At 72.1% G+C, this 26,488-nt stretch carries 23 protein-coding genes and 1 pseudogene; 9 read left to right on the forward strand and 15 right to left on the reverse strand.

Features of this window, described 5'->3' with window-relative positions:
• Positions 1-351: 351 nt before the first annotated feature.
• Both sufU and DC432_RS12785 read right to left on the reverse strand, forming a co-directional pair.
• Positions 352-807: a Fe-S cluster assembly sulfur transfer protein SufU gene (sufU, locus tag DC432_RS12780; RefSeq protein ID WP_116538203.1), complete on the reverse strand. Its 456-nt coding sequence runs from the start codon at positions 805-807 to the stop codon at positions 352-354.
• Positions 804-2,045 carry an aminotransferase class V-fold PLP-dependent enzyme gene (locus DC432_RS12785; protein WP_116538204.1) on the reverse strand — a complete coding sequence of 414 codons (1,242 nt, stop codon included), beginning with the start codon at positions 2,043-2,045 and terminating at the stop codon, positions 804-806. The genes sufU and DC432_RS12785 overlap by 4 nt, the downstream gene beginning before the upstream one ends.
• A 329-nt stretch (positions 2,046-2,374) precedes the next feature.
• Between DC432_RS12785 and DC432_RS12790 the strand changes: the two genes are divergently transcribed.
• The gene (locus tag DC432_RS12790) at positions 2,375-2,851 is read left to right on the forward strand and encodes a hypothetical protein (protein WP_116538205.1); all 477 of its coding nucleotides are present in this window, start codon (positions 2,375-2,377) and stop codon (positions 2,849-2,851) included.
• Positions 2,852-3,012: 161 nt separating this feature from the next.
• Here the strand turns inward: DC432_RS12790 and DC432_RS12795 are convergent, their stop codons facing one another.
• The 7 genes from DC432_RS12795 to DC432_RS16465 form a co-directional block, all read right to left on the reverse strand.
• The gene (locus tag DC432_RS12795; RefSeq protein WP_116538206.1) at positions 3,013-3,684 is read right to left on the reverse strand and encodes a response regulator; all 672 of its coding nucleotides are present in this window, start codon (positions 3,682-3,684) and stop codon (positions 3,013-3,015) included.
• Entirely contained in the window at positions 3,681-6,203 is a 2,523-nt protein-coding gene (locus DC432_RS12800) for a sensor histidine kinase (RefSeq protein ID WP_116538207.1), read from the reverse strand. Before DC432_RS12800 ends, DC432_RS12795 begins: the two co-directional genes overlap by 4 nt.
• Before the next feature lie 527 nt (positions 6,204-6,730).
• Positions 6,731-7,321 (reverse strand): K(+)-transporting ATPase subunit C, encoded by a 591-nt coding sequence (gene kdpC, locus DC432_RS12805; RefSeq protein WP_116538208.1) that lies wholly within the window; start codon positions 7,319-7,321, stop codon positions 6,731-6,733.
• An 11-nt stretch (positions 7,322-7,332) separates the two neighbouring features.
• Positions 7,333-9,489 carry a potassium-transporting ATPase subunit KdpB gene (kdpB, locus tag DC432_RS12810; RefSeq protein ID WP_116538209.1) on the reverse strand — a complete coding sequence of 719 codons (2,157 nt, stop codon included), beginning with the start codon at positions 9,487-9,489 and terminating at the stop codon, positions 7,333-7,335.
• The gene (gene kdpA / locus DC432_RS12815) at positions 9,489-11,174 is read right to left on the reverse strand and encodes a potassium-transporting ATPase subunit KdpA (protein WP_116538210.1); all 1,686 of its coding nucleotides are present in this window, start codon (positions 11,172-11,174) and stop codon (positions 9,489-9,491) included. Before kdpA ends, kdpB begins: the two co-directional genes overlap by 1 nt.
• 3 nt (positions 11,175-11,177) lie before the next feature.
• Entirely contained in the window at positions 11,178-11,267 is a 90-nt protein-coding gene (gene kdpF, locus DC432_RS12820; protein ID WP_116538211.1) for a K(+)-transporting ATPase subunit F, read from the reverse strand.
• Complete coding sequence (locus DC432_RS16465) at positions 11,264-11,404, reverse strand: hypothetical protein (protein WP_165801267.1); 141 nt, start codon at positions 11,402-11,404, stop codon at positions 11,264-11,266. Before DC432_RS16465 ends, kdpF begins: the two co-directional genes overlap by 4 nt.
• A gap of 210 nt (positions 11,405-11,614) precedes the next feature.
• Here DC432_RS16465 and arfB point away from each other — a divergent pair, with 210 nt between their 5' ends.
• Entirely contained in the window at positions 11,615-12,043 is a 429-nt protein-coding gene (arfB, locus tag DC432_RS12825) for an alternative ribosome rescue aminoacyl-tRNA hydrolase ArfB (protein ID WP_116538212.1), read from the forward strand.
• Between the two features lie 287 nt (positions 12,044-12,330).
• Here arfB and DC432_RS12830 read toward each other — a convergent pair whose 3' ends face one another.
• A complete protein-coding gene (locus DC432_RS12830; RefSeq protein ID WP_116538213.1) occupies positions 12,331-14,424 on the reverse strand; it encodes an APC family permease in 2,094 nt (697 codons plus the stop codon).
• A 153-nt stretch (positions 14,425-14,577) separates the two neighbouring features.
• Between DC432_RS12830 and DC432_RS12835 the strand changes: the two genes are divergently transcribed.
• Positions 14,578-15,669, forward strand: a complete 1,092-nt coding sequence (locus DC432_RS12835) for a VanZ family protein (RefSeq protein WP_243393126.1) — start codon at positions 14,578-14,580, stop codon at positions 15,667-15,669.
• Here DC432_RS12835 and DC432_RS12840 read toward each other — a convergent pair.
• Positions 15,581-16,297 (reverse strand): GNAT family N-acetyltransferase, encoded by a 717-nt coding sequence (locus DC432_RS12840; RefSeq protein ID WP_116538214.1) that lies wholly within the window; start codon positions 16,295-16,297, stop codon positions 15,581-15,583. The genes DC432_RS12835 and DC432_RS12840 overlap by 89 nt on opposite strands.
• Before the next feature lie 178 nt (positions 16,298-16,475).
• On the opposite strand from DC432_RS12840, the gene DC432_RS12845 reads away from it, so the two are divergent.
• The 3 genes from DC432_RS12845 to DC432_RS12855 all read left to right on the forward strand — a co-directional run bounded on the left by DC432_RS12845 (position 16,476) and on the right by DC432_RS12855 (position 18,465).
• Entirely contained in the window at positions 16,476-17,063 is a 588-nt protein-coding gene (locus DC432_RS12845; RefSeq protein ID WP_116538215.1) for a hypothetical protein, read from the forward strand.
• Positions 17,064-17,128: 65 nt separating this feature from the next.
• The gene (locus DC432_RS12850) at positions 17,129-17,875 is read left to right on the forward strand and encodes a YcnI family copper-binding membrane protein (protein WP_116538216.1); all 747 of its coding nucleotides are present in this window, start codon (positions 17,129-17,131) and stop codon (positions 17,873-17,875) included.
• 2 nt (positions 17,876-17,877) lie between these two features.
• Positions 17,878-18,465, forward strand: a complete 588-nt coding sequence (locus tag DC432_RS12855; protein ID WP_116538217.1) for a copper resistance CopC family protein — start codon at positions 17,878-17,880, stop codon at positions 18,463-18,465.
• Positions 18,466-18,499: 34 nt separating this feature from the next.
• Here DC432_RS12855 and ypfJ read toward each other — a convergent pair whose 3' ends face one another.
• Positions 18,500-19,372: a KPN_02809 family neutral zinc metallopeptidase gene (gene ypfJ / locus DC432_RS12860; RefSeq protein WP_116538223.1), complete on the reverse strand. Its 873-nt coding sequence runs from the start codon at positions 19,370-19,372 to the stop codon at positions 18,500-18,502.
• 138 nt (positions 19,373-19,510) lie between these two features.
• Entirely contained in the window at positions 19,511-20,725 is a 1,215-nt protein-coding gene (locus DC432_RS12865; protein WP_116538218.1) for an amidohydrolase, read from the reverse strand.
• Between the two features lie 173 nt (positions 20,726-20,898).
• Between DC432_RS12865 and DC432_RS12870 the strand changes: the two genes are divergently transcribed.
• Both DC432_RS12870 and DC432_RS12875 read left to right on the forward strand, forming a co-directional pair.
• Positions 20,899-22,092 (forward strand): NAD(P)/FAD-dependent oxidoreductase, encoded by a 1,194-nt coding sequence (locus DC432_RS12870; RefSeq protein ID WP_116538219.1) that lies wholly within the window; start codon positions 20,899-20,901, stop codon positions 22,090-22,092.
• A 92-nt stretch (positions 22,093-22,184) separates the two neighbouring features.
• Positions 22,185-23,324, forward strand: coding sequence for a DUF4190 domain-containing protein (locus tag DC432_RS12875; protein ID WP_116538220.1), 1,140 nt, complete (start codon positions 22,185-22,187; stop codon positions 23,322-23,324).
• Between the two features lie 45 nt (positions 23,325-23,369).
• Here the strand turns inward: DC432_RS12875 and DC432_RS12880 are convergent, their stop codons facing one another.
• Together DC432_RS12880 and DC432_RS12885 are read right to left on the reverse strand one after the other, a co-directional pair.
• Positions 23,370-24,377, reverse strand: coding sequence for a LacI family DNA-binding transcriptional regulator (locus tag DC432_RS12880; protein WP_116538221.1), 1,008 nt, complete (start codon positions 24,375-24,377; stop codon positions 23,370-23,372).
• A gap of 28 nt (positions 24,378-24,405) precedes the next feature.
• On the reverse strand, positions 24,406-26,085 hold the full coding sequence (locus DC432_RS12885; protein WP_116537870.1) for a glycoside hydrolase family 13 protein: 1,680 nt from the start codon (positions 26,083-26,085) through the stop codon (positions 24,406-24,408).
• A gap of 216 nt (positions 26,086-26,301) precedes the next feature.
• Here DC432_RS12885 and DC432_RS12890 point away from each other — a divergent pair.
• Positions 26,302-26,488: pseudogene (locus DC432_RS12890) on the forward strand (adenine phosphoribosyltransferase); the annotation flags it as partial.

The following is a 26,488-nucleotide window of genomic DNA, read 5'->3' on the forward strand; positions in this document are numbered from 1 at the left end:
GGCCATGGCATCYGCCCTCTCGCTCGCTGCGGGAAGGCTATCGCCGACACGGGTCTCGGAGAAGGGCGCCGTTGTCGGAGTTTTCGCGCGGGATCTTCCGAGTTTCGTGCGTTTCTCCGAGTTCCGGGATGTTGGCACCCGCCGCCGCCGCGCCGCCGCGCCGCCGGGCCGGGCTAGGCGCTCGCGCCGCGCCGCGCCGTCACGGATGTCGGAGAAAGGCGCCGTTCTCGGACTTTTCGCGGGGGATCTTCCGAGTTTCGTGCGTTTCTCCGAGTTCCGGGATGCCGGACCCGGCCCCGCCGCGCTGCCCGGCCCCGCCACGCCGCACGAGGCCGCGCCGCCGCCGCGACCTCAGGCCTGCCGCAGCCCTTCTTCGAGCGCGACCCACGCGAGCATCGCGCACTTGACCCGCGCGGTGTACTTCGACACCCCCGAGAGGGCAGCGGCGTCGGCGAAGGTCTCCTCGTCGAGCGGGATCTTGCCGCGTGAGCGCAGCGCCTCGCGGAACTGCGCGATGAGCGCCTCGACGTCGGCGGTCGGCATGCCGTCGTCGCCGCCGTCCTCCTGCAGCAGGGCGACGAGCATGGAGGCCGAGGACTGCGAGATCGAGCAGCCCGCGCCCTCCCAAGTGACGGATGCCACGCGGTCGCCCTCGACGTCGACGCGCAGCGTGATCTCGTCGCCGCAGATCGGGTTGCGCTGATGAATCGTCGCGCTGTGCGCGCCGGGCTCCGCGAGACCGAAGCCGCGCCGGTTCTTGGCGTGGTCGAGGATGAGCTCCTGGTACAGCGACTCCAGCCCGCTCATGCGCCGACCCCGAAGAAGCCGCGCACGCCCGACACCGCGTCGAGGAAGGTGTCGATCTCGGCCTCGGTCGTGTGGATCGCGGCGCTCGCGCGCACCGACGCCGTCAGGCCGAAGCGGCGGTGCAGCGGCTGGGCGCAGTGGTGGCCGACGCGCACCGCGACGCCGCGGGAGTCGAGGAACTGGCCCACGTCGTGCGCGTGGACCCCCTCGACCTCGAACGCCTGCAGGGCGACGCGGTCGGCGGCATCCGTGTCTCCGAGCAGACGGATGCCGTCGATCGACCGCAGTCCCTCGCGCATGCGCGTCTCGAGGGCGGCCTCGTGCGCGTGCGCCGCGTCGAGGTCGAGCCCACCGAGCCAGCGGACCGCCGCGGCGAGGGCCACGGCCTGAGACACCGGCTGCGTCCCCGGTTCGAAGCGCTGCGGCGGGGGCAGGTACTCGGCGCGGTCGAGCGTGACGGTGGTGATCATCGACCCGCCGGTGGTGAACGGCGGCAGCGCCTCGAGCACCTCGTCGCGCCCCCACAGCACCCCGATCCCGTAGGGTCCGTAGACCTTGTGCCCCGAGAAGACGGCGAGATCGACTCCGGATGCCGGAAGATCGAGCGCGAGGTGCGGAGCCGACTGGCACGCGTCGAGCACCGTCAGCGCACCCGCGCCGCGAGCGAGCGTGACGAGCTTGGCGACCGGGTTGACGATGCCGAGGACGTTCGAGACGTGCGGGAAAGCCACGACCTTCGTGCGCTCGCCGATGAGCTCGGCCGCGGCGCGCATGTCGAGCGTGCCGTCGTCGAGCACGGGGATGTGGCGCAGGCGCGCGCCCGTGCGGGCGGCGAGTTCCTGCCAGGGGATGAGGTTGGCGTGATGCTCGGCCTCGGTCACGACGATCTCGTCGCCCTCGCGCAGGCGCCCGGCGTAGCCCAGCGAACCGGCGACCAGGTTGAGGCCGGCGGTGGCCCCGTTCGTCCAGACCAGCTGCTCGGGCTCGGCGCCGACGAACGCGGCGACCGTGACACGGGCGTCTTCGAACAGCTCGGTGGCCTCGGCGGCGAGGGTGTGCGCGCCGCGGTGCACGGCGGCGTTCGCGCGCTCGAGGAAGTCGCGCTCGGCGTCGAGGACGGCGCGGGGCTTCTGGCTCGTCGCGCCGGAATCGAGGTAGACGAGGGGGTGGCCGTCGACCTCGGTCTCGAGGATCGGGAAGTCGGCGCGCACGGCGTCGACGTCGAAGGGGAGGGTCACGGTTCTAGGCTACGCGGCGGCGGGTGGGCGGGCGCCCGGGTGGGTGGGGTGGCGGGCGCGACGCGCGGGCGGCTAGGACCCATCGGGCCGCGAGACTGCATCGGGCTGACAACTCGGCGACATCCTGCAACCGAGATGTCGGCCGGATGCAGTCTCGTCGACATCCTGCAACCGAGATGTCGGCCGGATGCAGTCTCGGCGTGTCCGGGCGTCCGCGTGTCCGCGCGCCGCGCGCCGCGCGCGAGCGAAGGGTGAGGATCCGCACGCGGGCCGTTCGCGAAGCGTGAGGATCGCCTCACCGCACGACCGCGGGGCGTAGACCGGATGCCATGACCCTCACGGCCCTGCTCCCCACCCTGCGCGCCAGCATCCCGGCGCCGTTCGACCCCTCGGCGTGGCCCGCCGGATCGGCGCCGACGCTCGACGACGTCACCGTCCGCGCGGTGTCGGTCGGTCGTTACGCCGACATCTGCGGCACGCCCTGCGTGTGCACGGGGCCGGCGGTGATCCCGGCGTCGGGAGGGGTGGCATCCCCCGTCCTGTCGACGACGGTGATCGTGGCCACGGTGACGGATGCCGGCCCCGACACCGTGCGCCTGGACGCGTGCGCCGCGGGTCTCGATGTCATCTGGCGCGAGGCACGGCTGCTGGGTCGGGTGTCGCACGCGTACGACGAGCCGTTCGCCGTGCTCGACGCCCATGGGGAGGAACCGTGCGGCACGGTGGTGCTCCCCGGCGATGTGCGGGTGGGCGACCGGATCGCCGTCCCCTGCCCCGGATGCCACACGGTCGGCGAGGTCCGCTGATGCTGCTGCACTCGATCGTCTACGCCTGCCGCTGCGCCCGCGTGCAGGCCGAGTTCGAGGCCTGCGCGGCCGACGACGAGGTCGAGGGCGAGCCCGGCTCCCGCTGAACCGACGTGCCGGGCTCCGAAGTGGATGCCGCCATCCGGCGCATCGCAGGCGAGTCACACCACCAGTCGGTACCCCATGCCCTGTTCGGTCAGCAGGTGCACCGGCGCCGAGGGGTCGGCTTCGAGCTTCTTGCGCAACTGCGACATGTACAGCCGCAGGTACCCGCTGTCGGCGACCTGCTCGCTCGCCCAGATCTCTTTCAGCAGCGTCTGGCGGGTGACCAGCGACCCGGGGTTGCGGGCGAGGAACTCGAGCATCCGCCACTCCGTCGGCGTGAGGTGCACGCGCGCGCCGTCCCGCAGTACGGCCTTCGCCGCCAGGTCGACCTCGACGTCGCCGAAGCGCACGGTCGACTCCCCGCTCGCGGGAACCGTGCGCCGCGCGTGCACGCGCAGGCGCGCGAGCAGCTCGTCGATCTGGAACGGCTTGGTCACGTAATCGTCGGCTCCCGCGTCGAGGGCCTCGACCTTGTCGGCCGAGCCGGTGCGTCCCGAGACGACGATGATCGGCGCGGTCGTCCAGCCGCGTAGCGCCTGGATCACCTGCACGCCGTCGAGGTGCGGCATCCCGAGGTCCAGCAGGACGAGATCGGGGTGGGCCTGGGCGGCGAGCGTGATGGCCGCGGCCCCGTCGGCCGCGGCGACGACGTCGTAGCCGTGCGCGGCCAGCGTGATGCGCAGGGCCCGGACCAACTGCGGGTCGTCGTCGGCGATGAGGATCTTCACGCGATGCTCCTGGGGGTTCCGGATGCCGTGGCATCCGCTTTCTCGACGGGCAACGCCACCACCATCGTGAGGCCGCCGCCGGGGGTGTCTTCGGGGGTGAGGGTGCCGCCCATGCCCTCGGCGAAACCGCGCGAGAGGGCGAGGCCCAGGCCGAGCCCGGCTGTGTTGTCGGTGTCGCCCAGCCGTTGGAACGGCGAGAACATGTCCTCGCGGCGGTCGGCCGCGATGCCGGGGCCGTGATCGATGACGCGGATCTCGGCGGTCCCGCCCAGGCGGCTCGTCGCGATGCGGACGCGCTCGCCGTCGGGGGTGTACCGCTGCGCGTTGGTGAGCACGTTGACGAGCACGCGCTGCAGCAGGACGGGGTCGGCGCGCAGCAGGGGCAGGTCGGGGTCGAGCGCGAGTTCGACGTCGTCGGGGCCGAGGTCGAGCTCGTCGAGGGCCATCAGCACGACGCCCGCCGCATCGGTCGCCGTCAGCGACACGGCGAGCACGCCCGCCTGCACGCGGCTGACGTCGAGCAGGTCGGTGACCAGCACCGACAGCGTCGCGAGGCTCTCGTCGGCGGTCTCGAGCAGCTCGCGGCGGTCGTCGTCCGACAGCTGGTCGCCCGCGGCGCGCAGACCGCCGAGCGAGGCGACGGCCGCGGCCAGGGGCCGGCGCAGGTCGTGGCTCACCGCCGACAGCAGGGCGCTGCGCACCTGGTCGGTCTCGGCGAGGGCCCCCGCCTCGGCGGCCGTCTCGGCCAGGTCGGTGCGCTCGAGGGCGGCGGCGAGCTGCGCGACGACGACGTCGAGAAGGCGGCGTTCTCCGGCATCCAGATCCCGGCCGTGCAGCTCGAGCACGGCACGGTCGACTCCGACCGGCACGGCGGTGGAGCGTTCGTCGCGCACCGGCTCGCCGTCGGTGGCGATGACGTCGCCGTTCGCCGCGATCAACCGCACCCCCGCCAGGCCGAACGCCTCGCGGGCCCGACTGACCAGCGCGGGCACGGCGCTCTCGCCGCGCAGCACGCTCCCGGCGACGGTGGCGAGCAGCTCGGCCTCGGCGGCGGCGCGGCGAGCCGAACGCGCCCGGCGGGCGGCCTGGTCGACGACGATGCTGACGAGCGTCGCGATGACCACGTACAGCGCGAGGGCGAGCGCATTGGCCGGGTTGCTGATCGTGACGGTGTACAGCGGCTCGATGAACAAGAAGTTCAGCGTGAAGCCCGACAGCACGGCCGCGAACAGGGCGGGCCAGATGCCGCCGATCAGCGCGACGACGACGACGAGCAGCTGGTACACCAGCACGTCGGCGGCGACGGAGTCGTCGGACCCGGTCGACAGCAGCAGCATCGAGATGAGCGGTCCGCCGACGAGGGCGGTGACGAAGCCCAGGATGCGACGCTTCGCGCTCAGAGCGGGCCCGACCAGGCGGGGGAGGGCGAAGCGCCCGCCGGCGCGCGCGTGGTTGACGATGTGCACGTCGATGTCGCCCGACAGCCGGATGACGGTCGCGCCGATGCCGGGGCCGGTCAGGGCCGTCGCGAGTCGTCCGCGTCGGCTCACACCGATCACGAGCTGCGAGGCGTTGACCGAGCGGGCGAAGTCGACCAGGGCGGTCGCCGGGTCCTCGCCGACGACCTGGTGATACGACCCGCCGAGGGTCTCGACCAGCGCCCGCTGCTCGGCGAGGGCCCCGGGAGCGCTCGCGCGCAGGCCGTCCTGCGTCGACACGTGCACCGCGAGCAGTTCGCCTCCGGCCGATCGCGCCGCGATCCGCGCGCCGCGGCGCAGCAGCGTCTCGCCCTCGGGTCCGCCGGTCAGGGCCACGACGACGCGCTCGCGCGCCTGCCACGTCCCCTCGATGCCGTGCTCGGTGCGGTAGCGCTGCAGCGCGGAGTCGACCTCGTCGGCGAGCCACAGCAGGGCGAGTTCGCGCAGCGCCGTGAGGTTGCCCAGGCGGAAGTAATTCGACAGCGCCGCGTCGATGCGCTCGGCCGGGTACACCGAGCCCGCCGCGAGACGGTCCCGCAGCGATTGCGGCGCCAGGTCCACGACCTCGATCTGATCGGCGGCGCGCACCACGGCATCCGGGACCGTCTCGCGCTGGGTCACCCCGGTGATCTTCTCGACCACGTCGTTGAGCGATTCGATGTGCTGCACGTTGACGGTGGTGATGACGTCGATCCCCGCGTCCAGCAGGTCGTTCACGTCGAGCCAGCGCTTGTCGTGCCGCGAGCCGGGGGCGTTGGTGTGGGCGAGCTCGTCGACGAGGGCGATCTGCGGATGCCGCTCGCGCACGGCATCCAGGTCCATCTCGTCGAGCGCGACCCCGCGGTGGGCGACGGCCCGGCGCGGGAGGACCTCGAGGCCCTCCGCCTGCGCGGCCGTGGCGACGCGGCCGTGGGTCTCGACGACCGCGATGACGACGTCACGTCCCTCGTCGCGCAGGCGCCGCCCCTCTTCGAGCATCTCGTACGTCTTGCCGACGCCCGGCGCCATGCCGAGCAGCACGCGCAGCCGCCCGCGCTTCACGCGGCGCTCCCGGCGGTGGGGCGTTGGGTGGGGGCGGGGGTGGGGGCGCGGCGGGCGGTGGCGCGTTGGGTGGCGTCACGTTGGGTGGCGTCAAAGTGTCGCGTGGGCGCTTGATTCGTGCCAAATGGCGCCGATGAAACGGCGGTGGCGGGGCGTTGGGCGGTGACGGCGCGTTGGGTGGCGTCAAAGTGTCGCGCGCGCGCTTGATGTGTGCCAAACGGCGCCAATGAGACGGCGGCGGCGGCGGCGGAGCGGCGGGTGGTGACAGCGCGTTGGGTGGCGGCAAAGTGTCGCGCGCGCGCTTGATTCGTGCCAAATGGCGCCGATGAAACGGCGGTGGCGGCGGAGCGGCGGGCGGCAACGCGTTGGGTGGCGTCAAAGTGCGGCGCGCGCGCTTGATGCGTGCAAAATGGCGCCGATGAAACGGGTGCGATGCGCAGCGACGACACCACGGCGCGCCACCGCCGCCGCGCGAGAGGCGCGACGGCGGCGGCGGAGGGCATGCGCATGACGACGATTCTCGTCGCTCAGCGGGCGTCGAGCGCGCGATTGAGCTCCACGACGTTGACGCGCGGATCGCCGAGGTATCCGAGGTCGCGGGGCAGCGTGTGCGCGGCGACGAGCGCCTCGACGTCGGAGACCGGGATGCCACGGGCCTCGGCGACCCGCGCCACCTGACGCTCGGCGTTCGCGACCGAGATGTCGGGGTCCAGGCCCGAGCCCGAGGCGGTGAGCGCGTCGACGGGGATCGTGCCGTCTCCATCGAGCACGCGCGACGCCTCCTCGCGCTCCGAGATTGAGGCGATGAGGTCCTCGTTCTCGGGCCCGAGGTTCGATCCGCTCGACGCGGCGGCGTCGTAGCCGTCGCCGGCCGCCGAGGGACGCGACTGGAAGTACTGCGGCAGCGCGGCGCCGTCGGCATCCGTGAAGGACTGCCCGATGAGCTGCGAGCCGGCAACCGTGCCATCGGCCGCGGAGACGAGCGAGCCGTTGGCCTGGAACGGCAGGGCGACCTGGCCGATCGCGGTGATCAGCAGCATGTAGCCCACGCCGAGGAGGGCGGTGAAGACGAGCATCGCGCGGACGGCGACACCCGCAGTACGCAGGGTGAGACGCATGACGGGGCCTTTCAGAATCCCGGCAGCAGGCTCACGACGAGGTCGATGAGCTTGATGCCGATGAAGGGGACGAGGACGCCGCCAAGTCCGTAGACGAGCAGGTTGCGGCTGAGGATGCTCGCGGCGCTCGCAGCGCGGTATTTCACACCGCGCAGGGCGAGGGGGATGAGCACGATGATCACGATCGCGTTGAAGATGATCGCGCTCAGGACAGCGGATGCCGGAGACGACAGCTGCATGACGTTGAGCACCGCGAGGCCCGGGAACACCCCCATGAACATCGCCGGGATGATGGCGAAGTACTTCGCGATGTCGTTGGCGAGCGAGAACGTCGTGAGCGCGCCGCGCGTGATGAGCAGCTGCTTGCCGATGCGCACGATGTCGATGAGCTTGGTCGGGTCGCTGTCGAGGTCGACCATGTTGCCGGCCTCTTTCGCGGCCGAGGTGCCCGTGTTCATCGCGACGCCCACGTCGGCCTGCGCGAGGGCGGGGGCGTCGTTGGTGCCGTCACCGGTCATCGCGACGAGGTTGCCGCCCTCCTGTTCGCGCTGGATCAGGGCGAGCTTGTCTTCGGGCGTGGCCTCGGCGAGGAAGTCGTCGACACCCGCCTCGGCGGCGATCGCCTTGGCGGTGAGCGGGTTGTCGCCCGTGATCATCACGGTGCGGATGCCCATCGCGCGCAGCTCGCCGAAGCGCTCGCGCAGGCCGTCCTTGACGACGTCCTTGAGGTGGATGACGCCGAGCAGGCGGCCGACGCCCGTTCCGGACGACGCCGGCGTCCATGTCGCCACGACGAGCGGGGTGCCGCCGGACTGCGCGATGGCATCCGTCTCGCTCAGCAGCTGCGCGCGCAGCGCCGTCGCGACGGGCGTCCCCGTGGATTCGAGCCAGGCGAGCACGGCCGCGCTCGCGCCCTTGCGCACCTGCGTGCCGTCGGCCAGGTCGAGTCCGCTCATGCGCGTCTGCGCGGTGAAGGGCACCGGCTCGGCGCCGCGGGGCATCTCGGCGACGATGCCCTGCGCGGCGGCGAGCTCGACCACCGAGACGCCCTCGGGCGTGGGGTCGGCCTGCGACGACAGCGAGGCGTACTCGGCGAGCAGCGGCCCGCCGACGCCGTCGAGCGGCACGAAGGCCGAGGCCCGACGGTTTCCGTAGGTGATGGTGCCGGTCTTATCGAGCAGCAGGGTGGTGACGTCGCCCGCGGCCTCGACCGCGCGCCCCGACATCGCCAGGACGTTGCGCTGCACCAGGCGGTCCATGCCGGCGATGCCGATCGCGCTCAGCAGCGCGCCGATCGTCGTCGGGATGAGGCAGACCAGCAGCGCCACGAGCACGGGGATCGAGACGGGGGACGCCGCGTACGAGGCGATCGGGTTCAGCACCAGCACGACCACGACGAACACGATCGACAGGCTCGCGAGCAGGATGTTCAGCGCGATCTCGTTGGGCGTGCGCTGACGCGAGGCGCCCTCGACGAGCGCGATCATGCGGTCGACGAACGTCTCGCCCGGCTTCGAAGTGATCTTCACCACGATGCGGTCGCTGAGGACGCGCGTGCCGCCGGTGACGGCGCTGCGGTCGCCCCCGGATTCGCGCACGACGGGGGCCGACTCGCCGGTGATGGCCGACTCGTCGACGGTCGCGATGCCCGAGACGATGTCGCCGTCGCCGGGGATGAGCTCACCGGTCTCGACCAGCACGACATCGCCGACGCGCAGGTCGCCCGAGGGCACGTCCTCGGTGGAGGCTCCGGATGCCGAGGGGTCCGCCTTCGCGTCGTACGAGACCACGCGGCGGGCCGAGGTCGTCGTGCGGGTCTTGCGCAGCGTGGCCGCCTGGGCCTTGCCGCGGCCCTCGGCGACGGACTCGGCGACGTTGGCGAAGAACACCGTGAGCCACAACCACACGGCGATGCCCCACGTGAAGCCGAAGGGGAGGGTGTCGTCGCGGCCGCCGACGAACGGCTCGGCGATCGCGATGAGCGTCGTCAGCGCCGCCCCCACCCAGACGAGGAACATCACGGGGTTGCGCCACTGCGCGGCAGGGTTGAGCTTCTTCGCGGCGCCCGGCGTGGCGGCGACGATCTGCGCGGCGCTGAACGCGCGGCGCGGGGCGGGTGCGGCCTCGTCCGCGGGGGCGGGGGCCGGAGCGTGGGTGACGGTGGACATCAGAGCGAGAGCCCTTCAGCGAGGGGTCCGAGGGTGAGGACCGGGAAGTAGGTCAGAGCCGTGACGATCACGGCGACGCCGGCGAGCAGACCGGCGAATTGCGGGCGGTGCGTCGGCAGGGTTCCGACGGTCGCCGGCACGGCATCCTGTGCCGCGAGGGCACCGGCCAGCGCAAGCACGAACACGATCGGCAGAAAGCGTCCGAGCAGCATCGCGACACCGAGCGCGGTGTTGAACCACGGGGTGTTGGCCGTGAGACCGGCGAAGGCGGAGCCGTTGTTGTTCGCCGCCGAGGTGAAGGCGTAGAGCACCTCGCTCAGCCCGTGCACGCCCGGGTTGTAGATCGACGTCGCCTCGACGTCGGACCGGATGGACGGGATGCCGAAGCTCAGCGCCGTCCCGGCCAGCACGAGGGTCGGCGTGACGAGGATGTACAGGCTCGCCAGCTTGATCTCGCGCGGCCCGATCTTCTTGCCGAGGTACTCGGGCGTACGGCCGATCAGCAGGCCGCCGACGAACACCGCGATCACGGCGAGGATCAGCATGCCGTACAGGCCCGAGCCGACGCCGCCGGGGGCGACCTCGCCGAGCATCATGTTGATCATCGGCATCATGCCGCCCAGCGCCGTGTAGCTGTCGTGCATCGAGTTGACGGCACCGGTCGAGGTGAGGGTGCTCGTCGAGCCGAACAGCGTCGAGCCGAACAGGCCGAAGCGCACCTCTTTGCCCTCCAACGCGCCGCCCGCGAGCATCGGGGCCGTTCCGGCGCCGGCCATCTCGGCCCAGGTGAGAAGGGCGGTGGATGCCGCGAAGATCGCCGCCATGACACCGAGGATCGTGTAGCCCTGACGGTCGTCGCCGATGATGCGGCCGAACGCGCGGGGCAGCGAGAAGGGGATGACGAGCATGAGGAAGATCTCGAAGAGGTTCGTCCACGGCGCGGGGTTCTCGAACGGGTGCGCGGAGTTGACGTTGAAGAATCCGCCGCCGTTCGTGCCGAGCAGTTTGATGGCCTCTTGGGATGCCACCGGCCCACCCGAGATCGACTGGGTCGCCCCGGCCAGGGTCGTGGCATCCGTGAAGCCGTTCAGGTTCTGGATGACGCCGCCCGCGAGCAGGACGATCGCCGCGACGATCGAGAACGGCAGCAGCAGGCGCAGCGTGCCGCGGACGAGGTCGACCCAGAAGTTGCCGATCACGGCGCTGCGGCGGTACGCGAAACCGCGCACCAGGGCCACGGCGATCGCGATGCCCACCGCGGCCGACACGAAGTTCTGCACCGTGAGCGCGGCGAACTGCACCGTGTAGCCGAGGGTGGACTCACCCGCGTACGACTGCCAGTTGGTGTTCGTCACGAACGACACGGCGGTGTTGAACGACAGTGCCTCGCCGGGGGCCTCGAGGCCGAGGGCGAAGGGCAGGACGGCCTGCAGGCGCATGAGCGCGTAGACGAAGACGACGCCGACGAACGAGAACAGCAGCACTGAGCGCAGGTACGCCTGCCATGTCTGGGCGCTGCGCGCGTCGACGCCGATCAGACGGTAGACGCCGCGCTCGACGGCGAGGTCGCGCTCGCCGGTGTAGATGCGGGCGATGTAGTCGCCGAGGGGGCGGTAGGCCAGGCCCAGGGCGACGATGAGCGTGAGGCTGGTCAGGACGATCGACCAGATGGTTCCAGCGTCCATGGATCAGAACTTCTCGGGACGGACGAGCGCGACCACGAGGTACACGACGGCGGCGACGGCCAGGACGGCGGCGAGGATCGAGAAGAGGATCACGGTCGGTCGCCTCCGCGTCCGGCGGGGCGGGCGGACGAGGGGCGGGCCTCGGGGCCCAGCTTCTCGACCCCCTTGGCGACGAGCGCGACCAGCGCGAACAGCGCGGCGGTCACGGCGAGGAAGACGACATCGAGCACGACGACTCCAGGTTCGGGTGTGTCCGCGGCGGACCGCGGGCGCCGCGGGGCGGCACGTGTGTCGATACAACTCCGCCGGGGCTCGACATCCGTCGGCCCTAACGCTTTCCCTACGGGTCGCTCGCGGACGCATACGGAGTGCTTACGCCCGGCGGCGGCCGGTGCCGCTGCCCGTCGGCACCACGGAGCGAACCGGCGGATGATGGGAGCATGGCCGACTCGGACGTGCGCGTGAACGCGCACCTCGTGATCCCCGCGGCCGAGCTGTCGTGGCGTTTCTCACGCTCGTCGGGCCCGGGCGGTCAGGGCGTGAACACCGCGGATTCCCGGGTGGAGCTGATGTGGGATGCCGCGGCATCCGCGGTTCTGTCCCCCGTCCAGCGCGAGCGGGTGCGGGAGCGGCTCGGGAACCGTCTCGTCGACGGCGTGCCGACGATCGCGGCGTCGGAGCACCGGGCCCAGCTGCGCAACCGCGATGTGGCGCGAGCGCGGCTCGCCGCCCTCGTGGCCGAGGCCGTGCGGCCGCCCGCCCCGCCGCGACGCGCGACGAAGCCGACGCGCGGCTCGAAGGAGCGCCGCCTGCAGGCCAAGCAACGCCGCACCGACGTGAAACGCATGCGCCGGCGCCCCACCGACTGACCCCCGCCCGCCCCCGCCCGCCCCCCGCCCCGCCCTCCGCCCCCCGGGGCCCCCCGGGGGTTGAGTGTCCAAGACATGCGGATGCCGAGCGTCCCCCGTCCGCGTGTCTTGGACACTCGACAGCATGAGCCGGCGCCCGGCGCCCGGCGCCCCGGCCGCCGGGCGCGGGCGGGTGCGGGGCACCGGCGGAACCCGGCGGAACCCGGCGGAACCCGGCGGAACCCGGCGGACCCGGGGGTCAACGCCGAACGCCCCCGCCCGAGAAGGGCGAGGGCGTCCGGGCCGGCTCAGGAGGCCGAGGTCGGCGGCGTCTTCTTGACGCGCTGGGCCGGGACCTCGGCGACGGGACGACCGCTGCGGGACTGCCCCGGCAGGGGGCGCGAGCGGCGGCCGTAGATGAGCTCGGAAGAGTCCAGCAGCCACGGCACGAGGGTGATCGTCACGCCGTGCACGAGCATCAGCTGCTGCGCGAGGCGGCGCGAGCGGCGGTTGTGCAGGAGCGACTCCCACCAGTGGCCCACGATGAACTGCGGCAGGTAGACCGTGACGACGGCCGAGCCGTTGTTCTCGCGGTACTTCTTGATGAAGGTCGACACCGGCGAGCTGTACGTGCGGTACGGCGAGTCGATGATGACGAGGGGGAGGGGCATGTCGTGCTCGGCCCACTCCTTCTGCAGCTTGGCCGCATCCTCGTCGGTGATGGCGACGTGCACGGCGAGCGTCTTGTCGTGGTTGGCCGCCAGGGCGTAGTCGATGGCCTTCATGACCGGCTTCTGCAAGCGGTTCACCAGCACGATCGCCACGTCGCCCGACGAGCCGAAGTGCACGTCGTCGTCCATGCGGATCTCGTGCTCGACGTCGCGGTAGTACCGGTTCACGCCGAGCATGAGGACCGCGAGGATCGGGATGGCGATGAAGACCAGCCAGGCGCCGTGCGTGAACTTGGTGATCGTGACGATCAGCAGCACGAGTACCGTCATGCCGGCGCCGATCGAGTTGATCCACAGGCCCGAGATGGCGGAGCGACGCTCGATGGCCGCGGACTGCTGCTTCGCGGCCTCCGCGGGGAGATCGTTCAGTCCTCGCAGCGCGCGGCGCCAGTGGCGCACCATCCCGATCTGACCGAGCGAGAACGACACGAACACCCCGATGATGTACAGCTGGATCAGCGTCGTGAGGTTGGCCTGGTAGACGATCAGCACGCCGATCGCGACGATGCCGAGGATGATCATGCCGTTCGAGTAGACCAGCCGATCGCCGCGGGTGTTGAGGGACTTCGGAGCGTAACCGTCACGCGCGAGCACGGCGCCCAGCAGCGGGAAGCCGTTGAACGCGGTGTTGGCGGCGAGCAGCAGCACGCACGCCGTCGCGGCCTGGATGATGAAGAACGGGATGCTCCCCATGCCGAAGGTCGCGGCGGCGACCTGCGCCATGAGGCTCGGTTGCGGATTGTTCGCGCAGTCGAAGCCGATCAGGTTGCACGGGTTCTCGGCGTACTGCACGCCCGCGATGAGGGCGAGCGCGGTCAGACCGGCGAACAGCATGATGGCGATGCCGCCCATCATGGTGAGCGTCGTCTGGGCGTTGCGGATCTTCGGCATCCGGAACGCGGGCACGCCGTTCGACACGGCCTCCACTCCCGTCAGGGCCGAGCAGCCGCTCGAGAACGCGCGCAGGATGAGCAGGATCAGCGCGGCCTGCGTGAGCGATTCGGCCTGCACGGTGTACTCGGCGCTCGACGCGTGCGGGGCGTCGCCGAAGACGGCGCGGCCCAGGCCGACGACGATCATCACCGCGACCGAGCCGATGAAGAGGTAGGTCGGGATGGCGAACACGCTCGACGCCTCGCGCACGCCGCGCAGGTTGACGATGACGATGAGGATGACGAAGCCGACCGCGATCTCGACCCGGAACGGGTTGAGCGCCGGCAGCGCCGAGATGATGTTGTCGACCCCGGATGCCACCGACACGGCGACCGTGAGCACGTAGTCCACGAGCAGGGCGGCGGCCACCACCACGCCCGGCACCTCGCCCAGGTTCTTGCTCGCGACCTCGTAGTCCCCACCGCCCGAGGGGTAGGCCTTGATGAGCTGACGGTAGCTGAGCACCACCACGACCAGCAGCACCACGACGGCCACCGCGACCCACGGGCTGAGGGTCAGCAGGGCCGTTCCGCCGATGAGCAGGATCATCAGCAGTTCCTGCGGGGCGTAGGCCACGGAGGAGAGGGCGTCGGAGGCGAAGATGGGCAGCGCCATCTTCTTCGGGAGGAGCTGCTCGTCGAGTTTCTCGGAGGTGAGGGGCTCGCCGATCAGGATGCGTTTCGCGATCGGCGTCTCTTCGCCGTCAACGCGACTTTCGTCAGTCACGGCGCGCGACATTACGCCCCCTGGACGCTGGGCGCAATCTGACGCGCACGACGTTCACCCCCCGGTCGTCGGAACGTGACCGGGCAGTGCAGGATACCGTCGCGCCGAGGGTAACCGGCGCGGGGTCGGGATTCTTCCCGCCCCGCCTTTCCCTATGCTCGCGGGGTGGACAACATCGTGGGCTCGGGGCTGCTCGCCGTCGTCGCGGGGGCGGTCGTGGCGGTGCTGGCCTTCGTGCCGTTCGTGGCGCTGAGTTACCGTCGGCGGGGCGGCCTGACCCTCTGGCGCTCGGTGCTGTGGGCGGGGGCCGCCGTGTACTTCTGGGCGATCTGGACGTACACCCTCGTCCCCCTGCCCGATTCCGAGACCTACCGCTGCGCGGGGGTCAACCTGCGCCCGTTCGAGTTCGTCGACGAGATCCGCGCGGCCGTCGCCGTCTCGGGCCGCTATCTCACCGACCCCGTCGTGCTGCAGGTCGCGCTGAACGTGCTGCTCTTCCTGCCTCTCGGGTTCTTCCTGCGGGTGCTCGGGGGGCGCGGCATCCTGATCGCGGGTCTCGCGGGCGTGGCGACCTCGGGCCTCATCGAGACGACCCAGCTGACCGGCGTGTGGGGCCTCTTCCCGTGCGCGTACCGCGTGTTCGACGTCGACGATCTGATCGCGAACACCTCGGGGGCGCTGCTGGGCTCGATCCTGGCGTTCGCGGTGCCCGCGCAGCATCGCGGTCTGACGAAGCGGGCGGATGCCGAGCACCCCCGCCCCGTGACCCGCCGCCGCCGGCTGCTCGGGATCGTCTGCGATGTCGTGGGTGTCGGCCTGGTCGGCTTCGCGGTGTCGATCCTGGTGCAGGCCGCGATCGCGCTCACCCTCGGCGATGCCGCGACCTTCTCGACCGACGAGGTCGCCTCTCTCGCCGGAACCCTCGTCTCGGCGGGCGTCTGGCTCGGTGTCGTCCTGGCGACCGGTCGCTCGGTGGGCGATCTCGCGACCCGGGTGCGCTTCACGAACGGGCTGCTGCCGGGGTGGCTCGCCCGGCCGCTGCGGTTCGCGACCGGGGCGGGGGCCTACGCGATGCTCGGCGCCCTGCCGGCGCCGTGGTCGCTGCTGGCGCTCGTGCTGGCGCTGGCGACGGCTGCGCTGCTCGTCGTGTGGCCCGACGGCCGGGGACTCACCGGCTGGATCGGTCGCCGCCGTCTCGTCGACGACCGCGCCGGCGTGCAGAGCCCGACGGTGGATCGCCTTCGCCGGATCCGATGACAGGGTTTGGCCGACACGACGTCCCGGAGCAGGGCGCGGCGCGGAGCTCAACCCGCCGCGGCGAATTCCCGGTGAGAACGCCCATCAGCACCTCGTCGTGGAAGCGGCCTCCGTGGAACGCCACCGCCCGACGCACGCCCTCGCGGACGAAACCCGCCTTCTCGTAGGCGCGCAGGGCTCGCGTGTTGAAGGCCCACACCCGCAGCTCGACCTTGTTCAGGCCCAGCTCGTCGAAGGCGTAGCGCAGCATCGTGCGGGTGGCATCCGTCCCGTAGCCCCGGCCGACCGCGTCGGGGCCGATGATGATCGCGAAGGTCGCCACACGCGCCGGCAGACCGCCTCCCCACAGCGTCGTGTGCCCGATGAGTCGTCCCTCTTCGTCGTCGATGCTGAAGCCGGCCCCGCCGGGGGAGTCGTTGCGGCTCCACGCCTGGAACATCTCGCGCACGGATGCCGCGGGCCGATGCTGCACGCCGCCCTGCTGCAGAACCGCCGCGTCGTCGCGACGCCACCAGTCCACGAGAGGGTCGAGATCGGCGTCCGTGGTCGCCCGCAGGCGGACCCGTTCGCCGCGCAGGAGCTCGGCTCCGTAGGCGAGGGCAGAGGCGGTGTCGCGGAGGTCGTCCATTCCTCGACCGTAGCGGGGCGGCGCCGTCGTGCGGGGTTCGCGGGCGGGCGGTGGGGTGCAGGCATCCGGAACCGGGGTGTCGGGCGTGCGCCCCGCCACCGCCGCACGTCTCTCGCCGCCGAAGCATAGGCCGCACCGGTGTCGGTGGGCCCGCCTAGGCTGGATGCCAGGGAGTGACATGTCGTCGAGAGCAGGGCGCGCGCAGCGCGCGGTCCGCGGTGCCGCCGCGGCCGCCGTGGCGACCTTCGTCGCGACCGTCTCGCACGGCGCCGTCGACTCCGCCCTGCCGTCCGCGATCAACATCGCGGTCGCGCTGTGCCTCGCCACCCCCGTGTGCGTGCTGCTGGCCGGCCGCGCGATGTCGTGGTGGCGACTGTCGACCGCGGTGGTGCTCAGCCAGGCGTTGTTCCACGGCATCCTGGCCCTCGACCTGACCGGGGGCGGCACCGCGGCCACGGCGGCGCACCACGGCGCGACGACGATGGCCTGGGATGCCGTCGCCCCCGCGCACACGATGCACTCGCCCTGGATGTGGGCCGCGCACGCGTTCGCCGCGGTCGTGACGATCGCAGCGCTCGGCCGCGGCGAACGGGCCCTGCAGGCGATCACGCGCTTCGTCGTCGCCGTTCTGGCCGTGCTGCGGCCGTTCCGCGGTCTCGGCGTGCGGACCGATGCCGCGCCCTCGGCCCCCGAGCCGCTGCTGCTGACGAGGGCGATGACGGTGTTGTCGCCGATGAGGCATCGGGGTCCGCCGCGCGCGGCGTGACACCCCGACCCCTCTTCCGCGCGTGAAGCGCCTTTTCGGCGCGCGCCCCTTCAAAAAGCAGCACCATGTCTCGCAAGACCACTCTTCGTCGTGCCCTCGTCGGCCTCACCGCCGGCGCGGCCCTCGCGATCGCCGCGCCCCTCGCGGCGTCGGCCCACGTCACCGTCAACCCCACCACCGCCACCCCCGGCAGCTACGCCACCGTCAACTTCCGCGTGCCGACCGAGTCCGAGACGGCATCCACCGTCAAGGTCGAGGTCGACCTGCCCACCGACACCCCGCTCAGCGCGGTGCTCGTCGAGCCCGTTCCCGGCTGGACCGCGACCGTCGAGAAGGGCGCGCTGCCCGCGCCCGTCGAGGTCGAGGGCAACACCATCTCGGATGCCGCGCTGAAGATCGTGTGGCAGGCCGACCCGGGTGTGGGCATCGGTCAGGACCAGTTCCAGATGTTCTCGGCCGTCCTCGGTCCCATCCCCGACACCGGGCACCTCGTGCTCCCGGCGACGCAGACCTACTCGGACGGCGAGGTCGTGGACTGGGCGGCGACGCCCGACGAGGTCGCGGCCGACGACACGCTCGAGCCCGCGCCGGTGCTCTACATCAACGACACCCCGCCGACCGGTGAGCACAGCCACGGCGGACACGGCACCGCGTCGGCGGCGCCCGCGATGGACGACATGGCGGCCGCGTCGACCACGTCGGACGACTCCTCGGGCGTCGCGCTCGGCCTGAGCATCGCGGCGCTCGTGGTCGCGGCCGCGGGTGCGGTGCTCGGCGCCCTGGCGTTCGCGCGTCGCCCGAAGCGCGGCTGATCGTGCGCTCCCGGAACACGCTGCGTCGGGTTCTGGCCGGGGCGGTGGTGGTCGCTGCGGCGATCACCGCCGCCCTCGGCGGGGCGACGGCGGCATCCGCCCACGACAGTCTCGTCTCGTCGACTCCCGCCGCGGGCGACAGCGTCGCATCGCTGTCCGAGGTCTCGCTCGACTTCAGCGCCAACCTGCTCGGCTACGACGGCGGAAACATCGTCATCGTGCTCGGCCCCGACGGCCGGCACTACGAGAGCGACTGCGTGGGACTCGCGGGCCCGACGCTCACCCTGCCGGTCGCCCTCGGCGCGCCCGGTGACTACACCGTCGAGTGGCGCGCGGTGTCGTCGGACGGCCACCCCGTCTCGGGTGTCATCCCCTTCACCTACACGGGCGCGAGTCAGTCCGAGGGCACGGATGCCTCGGTGTGCGCGAGCGCGGCCGGGGCGACCGCGGCGCCCGAGGCGTCGTCCGCCGCGTCCGAGAGCGCGGGCATGTCCGGTCTGACGATCGGTCTGCTCGCCGGAGGCGCGGTGATCGTGCTGGTCGGCGTGCTCGTGGTGATCATCGTGCGGTCGCGGCCCAAGGAGGATTGAGCCGCGGCCACCTGTAGCCCCGTAGAGCCCGGGGCTACAGGCTGCCGCCCGGCACCGAGAACGTGTCGCAGGCGTTGACACCACCGTCGTGGCCCACGCCGAACCACCGCGTGCGCTGCTCGCTCGACCCGTGCGTGAAGCTCTCGGGGTTGACGACCCCGCCGGATTCGGCCTGGATGTGGTCGTCGCCGACGGCCGACGCGGCCGACAGGGCATCGGCGATCTGCTGCTGCGTCGGCGGCTGCAGATAGGGCGTGCCGTTCTCGTCGACCTGCTCGCTCGCGGCGGCGACCCAGGCCCCGGCATAGCAGTCGGCCTGCAGCTCGGTGCGGACGCCGTTGCTGTCGGGGCCCGTCCCGTTGTTCGGGTACTGCTGCATCACGCCGGTCAGGTTCTGCACGTGATGGCCGTACTCGTGTGCGAGCACGTAGAGCTGGGCGAGGGGGCCGGCGGTCGTGTCGTACTGCGACCGCAGCAGCGAGAAGAACGTCGGGTCGACGTAGACGGTCTCGTCCGGCGGGCAGTAGAACGGGCCGGTCGCGTTCGACGCGGTGCCGCACGAGCTCGAGGTCGCCTGGTCGACGATGACGAGCTGCGGCTCGCGATACCCGTCGAGGCGCTGCTGCCAGAACTGATCGATGTCGAGCGAGGCGGCGGCCAGTCGGCACGAGTCGTCGGTGTTGGCATCCCGTCCGGTCTGACAGTCGGCGATCGTCTCGCCGCCGCTCTGCGGACCGGCCGGCGCACCCCCGCCGAGCAATCCGGTCAGGTCGGTGCCGGTGAAGGCCGAGATCAGGAACACCACGATCGCACCGAGGCCCACGGCGCCACCGCCGACGGCCGCGACCGTCCCGCCGCGGCGCTTCGCCGAGTTGCCGCCGACGCGGGCGTTGTCGTTGAACGTCACGATCGAACCGTACGCCCGCACGTCGTCAACGTCACGGGGCTGGACATCGGCGCGGAAAGACCGGTCGAGTGTCCACGACACGCCGCCTCGCTCGCGCGCCGTGCGGCGCGCCGTGGACACTCGACGGAGAAGGGCTCCCTAGGCCAGGAACTCCCGGGCGGCGACCACCAGGTTCTCGACGCCGCGGTCGAGCGTGGGCTGGAGCACCGGGGCGAAGAACGGCGAGTGGTTCGTCGGGATGTCGCGCTCGATGGTGCCGCCGGCCACGGCATCCGCGAATTTCTGCGGGTCCACCCCGCCCCAGAACCAGAACACCAGCGGTGCTCCCGATTCGCGGGCGAACCACGAGACGTCCTCGCTGCCGGTGAACATGCCGGGGTCGACGACCGCCCCCTCGCCGAACGCGCGGCGGAACGCGTGGCTCAACCGCGCGGTGGCGTCGACGTCGTTGATGGTCGGCGGCAGGGAGTGATCCGTCGTGATCGTGGGTTCCTTCTCGGCTCCGGATGCCAGTGCCTCGGCGCGCACGATCCGCTCGACCTTGCCCATCACGCGCTCGCGCGCCGCGTCGTCGGGGTATCGCAGGCTCAGCTCGAGCTTGGCCTCGGCCGGGATGATGTTGTTCTTCAGCCCGGCGTGGATCGACCCGACCGTGACGACCGCGACGTCGCGCGGGTCGACCTCGCGCGAGACGACCGTCTGCAGGCGCATGACGGTCGCGGCGGCCATGACGACGGGGTCGATCGTGGAGTGCGGACGCGAGCCGTGGCCGCCGCGGCCGTGCAGCACGACCGTCAGACCGTCCGAGGCCGCCATCTGCGTGCCCGGGCGCACGCCGATCACCCCGGCGGGCAGGGGGGTGACGTGCTGGCCGAGCACGATGTCGGGCGTCGGGTAGCGCTCGAGCACGCCGTCGGCGATCATCGCCTGCGATCCGGCGCCGTACTCCTCGGCGGGCTGGAACACCGCGACGATCGTCCCCGCCCACTCGTCGGTGGTCGCGACCAGGCGTTCGAGGGCGCCGATCAGCGCGGTGACGTGCATGTCGTGGCCGCACGCGTGCATGACGGGCACGGCGTTGCCGGCCGGGTCGGTGCCGCGGGCGGTGCTGGCGTAGGCGAGGCCGGTCTGCTCCTCGACGGGCAGGCCGTCCATGTCGGCGCGCAGCCACACGACGGGGCCCTCGCCGTTGCGGATCGTCGTGACCAGCCCCGTACGGCCGACGCCCTCTTCGACCTCGAGACCGAGGTCGGCGAGGTGGCGGGCGATGACGCCCGCGGTCCGCGTCTCTTGGAACGACAGCTCGGGGTGGGCGTGCAGATCGGTGTACAGGCTCTCGAGGTCGACGCTCATGTCCCGAGCCTAGTTCGCGGCCAGGTCCCGCGTCTTTTCCGTCGAGTGTCCAGAACACACCGGATGGCGGGCCCGGGAGACGGCGTGTCGTGGACACTCGACGGGTGGTACCGCAAGGTCAGGACCCCCGCAACCCGTCCGAGGCGGTCGGGTGCGGGCGAAAGGCTGTGCGCATGACCACGACACACTTCGATTACCTCATCGTCGGCGGCGGGATGGTCGCCGACACCGCCGCGCGCGGCATCCGCGAGATCGACGCGGACGGGTCGATCGGCATCCTGAGCGACGACGTCGACGAGCCGTACACACGCCCCGCCCTCAGCAAGAAGCTGTGGACCGACGACGAGTTCACGTGGGACAAGGTGCCCCTCGGCACCGCCGACGACACCGGCGCCGACGTGCGCCTGCGCACGCGCGCGACCGCCATCCGTCCCGAGGCGAGAGAAGTGGATGCCGGCGACCAGACCTTCTCGTACGGCAAGCTGCTCATCGCCACCGGCGGCACGCCCGTGCCCCTGCCGATCGACGATCACTCCGACGGGGCGCGCGCCCTGTCGTTCCGCACCGCCGAGGACTACCGCGCCCTGCGCGCGCTGGCCGAGGACGTGGACCGCATCGCGGTCGTCGGCGGCGGCTACATCGGTTCCGAGCTCGCCGCGGCCCTCGTCCAGAACGGCGTGGACACCGTCCTCATCCACACCGGGTCGGTGCTGGGCGACGCGGTGTTTCCCGCGGGCCTGGCCGAGCGGTTCGAGAAGCTGTTCCGCGATGCGGGCGTCGAGATCGTCGCGGGGTCGAAGGTCGCCGGCGGGCGAGCGGATGCCGAGGGCGTGCGGCTGCAGCTCGAGAACGGCGACGAGGTGCGCGCCGACGCCGTCGTCAGCGGTCTGGGCATCGAGGTCGCGACCGATCTGGCCGAGCGTGCGGGACTGAAGGTGGACGACGGCGTCGTCGTCGACGCGCAGCTGCGCGCGTCGGCGGACGACGTGTACGCCGCCGGAGACGTGGCCAACTACCCCGACCGCCTTCTCGGACGCCGCCGGGTCGAGCACGTCGACAACGCCAACGAGCAGGGCAAGGCCGCGGGGCGCAACCTCGCCGGCGCCGCCGAGGCGTACACGCACACGCCGTACTACTACTCGGCGGTGTTCGGCATCCGCTACGAGGCCGTCGGCACGCTCGACTCCTCGCTCGAGACGGTGGAGGACTGGACGGATGCCGACCACGGCGTCGTCTACTACCTCGACGACGACCGCGTGGTCGGCGTGCTGCTGTGGAACGTCGAGGACGCCCGCGATGCGGCGCGTGCGGTGCTCGCCGAGGCCGACACGCTCACCCGGGACGACCTGGTGGGCCGCATCCGCTGACGAGGGACGCGCGAGCCCTGGGCGTCGCGGCGGGCGACGGGTACCCTGGACCGACGCCGCGATCCCCGTGGCTCGCGAGCACAGGAGCCCCCATGTCGTCGGCCGAACTGCGACTGTCCCTCCCCGTCGATGCGGCGGGTGAGGCCCTGACGACGGTCTTGACCGAGCAGGGCTTCGCCGTGCGGCCGAACGGGGCGGGACTGCTCGAGGTCGAGCGGGGCAGCCTCGGCACCACCCTGGTCGCGGGGGCGTTCGCGGGGCAGGACATGCACGTGCGCTTCGACGTCCGCCTGTCCGAGGTCGAAGAGGGGACGCTCGCGGTGTTCGCGCAGTCCGCGCTCGGCGGGTTCCTCAAGGGGGGCGCGCTGGGCGCGGCCAAGGGCGGCGACGTGGTGACCGAGGCCGCGCGCCTGTCGGGGGCGCGACTCGCGCAGCAGGGGCTGCTGACGGTGGCGGCGTCGGCACCGTCCGCCGCGCCGGTGCCCTCGGCGGCGATGGGCTTCGCCGCGAACGGCTACCCGGGGTACGCCTCGACGACGGTCGCGGCGCCCCCGGTCTACACCTCGCCCGCGCCCTCATCCGACCGCACGAACCCCGTCTCGATCGTCGCGATCGTGTTGGGCTTCCTCTTTCCGATCGGCGGGATCGTGGCGGGCGCCGTCGCCCTCGCGCAGATCAAGCGCACCGGCGAGAAGGGCCGGGGTCTCGCCCTGGGCGGGATCATCGCCGGTGCCGTGCTCACCGTCCTCGGGTTCATCGCGGCCCTCGCATTCGTGGTCTTCGTGCTGTTCGGCGCCGGATCCGACGCGTCCGACCCCTTCGGCCTCTCGCGGGACGGCGAGGTGACCATCGCGCCCGACGAGCAGGCGGCGGTCGACCCGTCGGTCCTGTCGGTCGGGGCGTGCCTGGATTCGCTGCCCGGCGGTGTCATCGCCGCGGGCAACCTGGTCGATTGCGCCGCTCCCCACGCGTTCGAGATCTTCGCCGGGTTCGAGGTGCCCGACGCGTCTGCGTTCCCCGGCGACGAAGCAATCCAAGAGGCCGCCTTCGCGGGCTGCGAGGCCGCCTACCCGGCCTACGTCGGGGCGAGCTACAACGACTCGACGCTCAACTACTACTTCGTCGGCCCCACCGAGCAGACGTGGGCGTCGGGCGACCGCGAGGTCTCGTGCCTGCTGTTCGATCCGGCGACCGAGCTGACGACGGGGTCCCTCGCCGGTTCCGGTCGCTGAGGCGTCGGCGAACCGCGCTCGTCTGACGGGGAGGGATGCCGGGGCTCAGGCCCGCGGCGGGGCGGTCGACCCGCGGTCGACCAACTCGAAGGGCAGCGTGCCGCGCCCGCGCGCCGGCTCGGCGCCGTCGAGCTCGTCGAGGACCTCGGCAGCCGCGCGTTCGCCCTGGCCGCGCGCGAACTGGTCCACCGTCGTCAGGCCGAACCAGCGGCCGAGTTCGTGCCCGTCGACGCCGATCACCGACACATCCTCGGGAACGCGGAGCCCGAGCGCCCGTGCCGCGAGGATCGCGCCGATCGCCATCTCGTCCGAGGCGGCGAAGAGCGCGGTGGGCGGCGCGGCGGCGGTCAACGCGCGGGTGGCCGCGGCCGAGCCTCCCTCGATGGTGAAGTCGGCGGCCTCGACCCAGGCGTCGTCGACGCCGGCGTCGGCGAGGCTCCGGACGAAGCCGTGGCGGCGCAGGGCCGGCACCGACGAGCCCGTGTCGGCGGAACCGGCGCCGTCGTCGCCGATGTGCGCGATCCGCCGGTGGCCGAGGTCGAGCAGGTGCGCGGTCGCGAGACGACCGACGGCGAGGTCGTCCACGGTCAGCGTGGTCAGCAGCGGGTTGGGGCCGGCGATCGCGACGATGGGCACGCCGAGTCCGCGCAGGTGCGCTGATTCGGCGGCATCCAATTCGAGGGCGATCGTGATCACCGCGTCGATGCGCTGGCGACGCAGGTGGTCGTCGAAGACGCGGCGCCGTTCGGCGGGGTCCTCGCTGACGCTGTACAGCGTGATGTCGTAGCCGCGGCGGACCAGGCCGTCCGAGATGCCGGCCAGCACGGTGCTGAAGAACCAGCGGTCCAGGAACGGCACGACCACGCCGACGGCGCGGGTCCGCCCCGTCGCGAGGCTCGAGGCCGAGGCCGACACGACGTACCCGAGGGCATCGGCCGCCGCACGTACGCGGTCGCGCGTCGCGGCGGACACGGGACCCCGGCCGCTCAGAGCACGCGAGACCGTGGCCGTCGACACTCCCGCCCGGCGGGCGACGTCGTCGATACCGGCCACGGTCTCGTCCGAGAAGGGATGCCGCGGCTCAGGCCGCCGCGATCCAGACCGTCGTGTCGGTGGGCAGGCGGTCGCCGTCCAGCGGGCCGCTCGCCACGAGGACCTCGCCCGCGGGCAGGTCGACGCTCGCGTCGCCGAGGTTGGCGATCACGAGCACCGAGCCGTTGTGTGCCGCCACGACGTCGTCGCCGTATCCGTCGATCCACTCCAGCGCGCCGGCGCCCAGGCCGCGGGCGCGACGCTCGGCGAGCAACGCGCGGTACATCGACAGGGGCGAGGCCGGGTCGTCGACCTGCACGTCGTGGGCCAGGTCGGCCCACTCGCTCGGCTGCGGCAGCCACGAGGCGCCGGTGTCGTTGAAGCCGTAGGCGGGGGAGTCCGCGGTCCACGGCAGGGGCACGCGGCATCCGTCACGACCGTAGCGCTCGCCGTTCGTGCGGAACCACGTCGGATCCTGGCGGGCGTCGTCGGGCAGATCGATCACCTCGGGCAGGCCGAGCTCTTCGCCCTGGTACAGGTACGACGAGCCGGGGAGCGCGAGCATCAGCGCGGTGGCGGCGCGGGCGCGGCGCAGGCCCTTGACGGGGTCGGGCTGGCCGGGCGACTTCGGTCCGATGCCGGCGCCCTGGGGGTTCTCGGCCGTCAGCGCCAGGCGCGAGGCGTGGCGCACGACGTCGTGGTTCGACAGCACCCATGTGCTCGGGGCGCCGACGGCGCCGTACTCGGCGAGGGACTCCTCGATTACGGCGCGCAGGGCTGCGGCATCCCACTTCGTCTCGAGGTAGTGGAAGTTGAACGCCTGGTGCATCTCGTCGGGGCGGACCCACAGGGCCGTCTCGGCCACCGTCGGCAGCCACGCCTCGGCGCACAGCGCGCGGTCGCCGTCGTACTCGGCGAGCACCTCGTGCCATTCGCGCCACACCTCGTGCACGCCCGGCTGGCCCCAGTACGGCACGGCGTCGGCGTCGCCGCCCATCGAGCCGCCCTCGGGGTCGGGCGTGTAGTCGGGCAGGCCCTCGGCCTTGATCAGGCCATGGGCGACGTCGACGCGGAAGCCGTCGACCCCGCGGTCGAGCCAGAAGCGCAGCACGTCGCGGAACTCGGCGCGCACCTCTTCGTTGGTCCAGTCGAAGTCGGGCTGGGTCTCGTCGAAGATGTGCAGGTACCACTGGCCGGGCGTGCCGTCGGCCTCGGTCACGCGCTTCCACATGCCGCCGCCGAAGACGCTCTCCCAGTTGTTGGGGGGCAGCTCGCCGTTCTCGCCCTTGCCCTCGCGGAAGATGTACCGCGCACGCTCGGGGCTGCCGGGGGCGGCTTTCAGCGCCTGCTGGAACCACACGTGCTGATCGCTGGAGTGGTTGGGGACGAGGTCGACGATCACGCGGATGCCGCGCTCGTGCGCGCCCGCGAGCATCGCGTCGAAGTCGGCCAGCGTGCCGAAGATCGGGTCGACGTCGCGGTAGTCGGCGACGTCGTAGCCGGCGTCCTTCTGCGGCGACGTCTGGAAGGGGCTGAGCCAGATGGCATCCACCCCCAGCTCGCGCAGGTCGTCGAGGTGCGCCGTGACGCCGGGGAGGTCGCCCAGGCCGTCGCCCGAGGCGTCGGCGAACGAGCGGGGGTAGATCTGGTAGATGACGGCGGTGCGCCACCACTCCGAGCCCGGTGCCGAGGCCAGTTCGGCGCGCGCGTCTTCCTGCGTGAAAGTCATGCGCCCAGGCTACTGCAAGCGCTTGCACGTTCGATAGACACGTCGAGTGTGCCTTCGCGGCCTCCACCGCTCGTTCGCGATGTCGAGTGTCCAGGGCACGCCGTGTTCGTCCGCCGGCTCGCGGCGTGTGGTGGACACTCGACCATGGAGCGGCGTCGGGCGGTCGCGCCGTCGCCGCGACGGGACGCCCGGGGGCGCCGCGATTAGGCTGGACGGGTGCCCGACGCCACCGCCCTCGCCCGCGCTGAATCGCTCATCACGAGCATCCCCGACTACCCCCAGCCCGGGATCGTGTTCCGCGACATCACGCCCCTTCTGACGGATGCCGCGGCCCTGCGCACCGTCGTCGACGCCCTCATCGAACCCTTCGCCGGTCGCTTCGACGCCGTCGCGGGTGTCGAAG

This window comes from Microbacterium testaceum (genome assembly GCF_003075375.1).
In the GTDB taxonomy this organism is placed as follows: domain Bacteria; phylum Actinomycetota; class Actinomycetes; order Actinomycetales; family Microbacteriaceae; genus Microbacterium; species Microbacterium testaceum_E.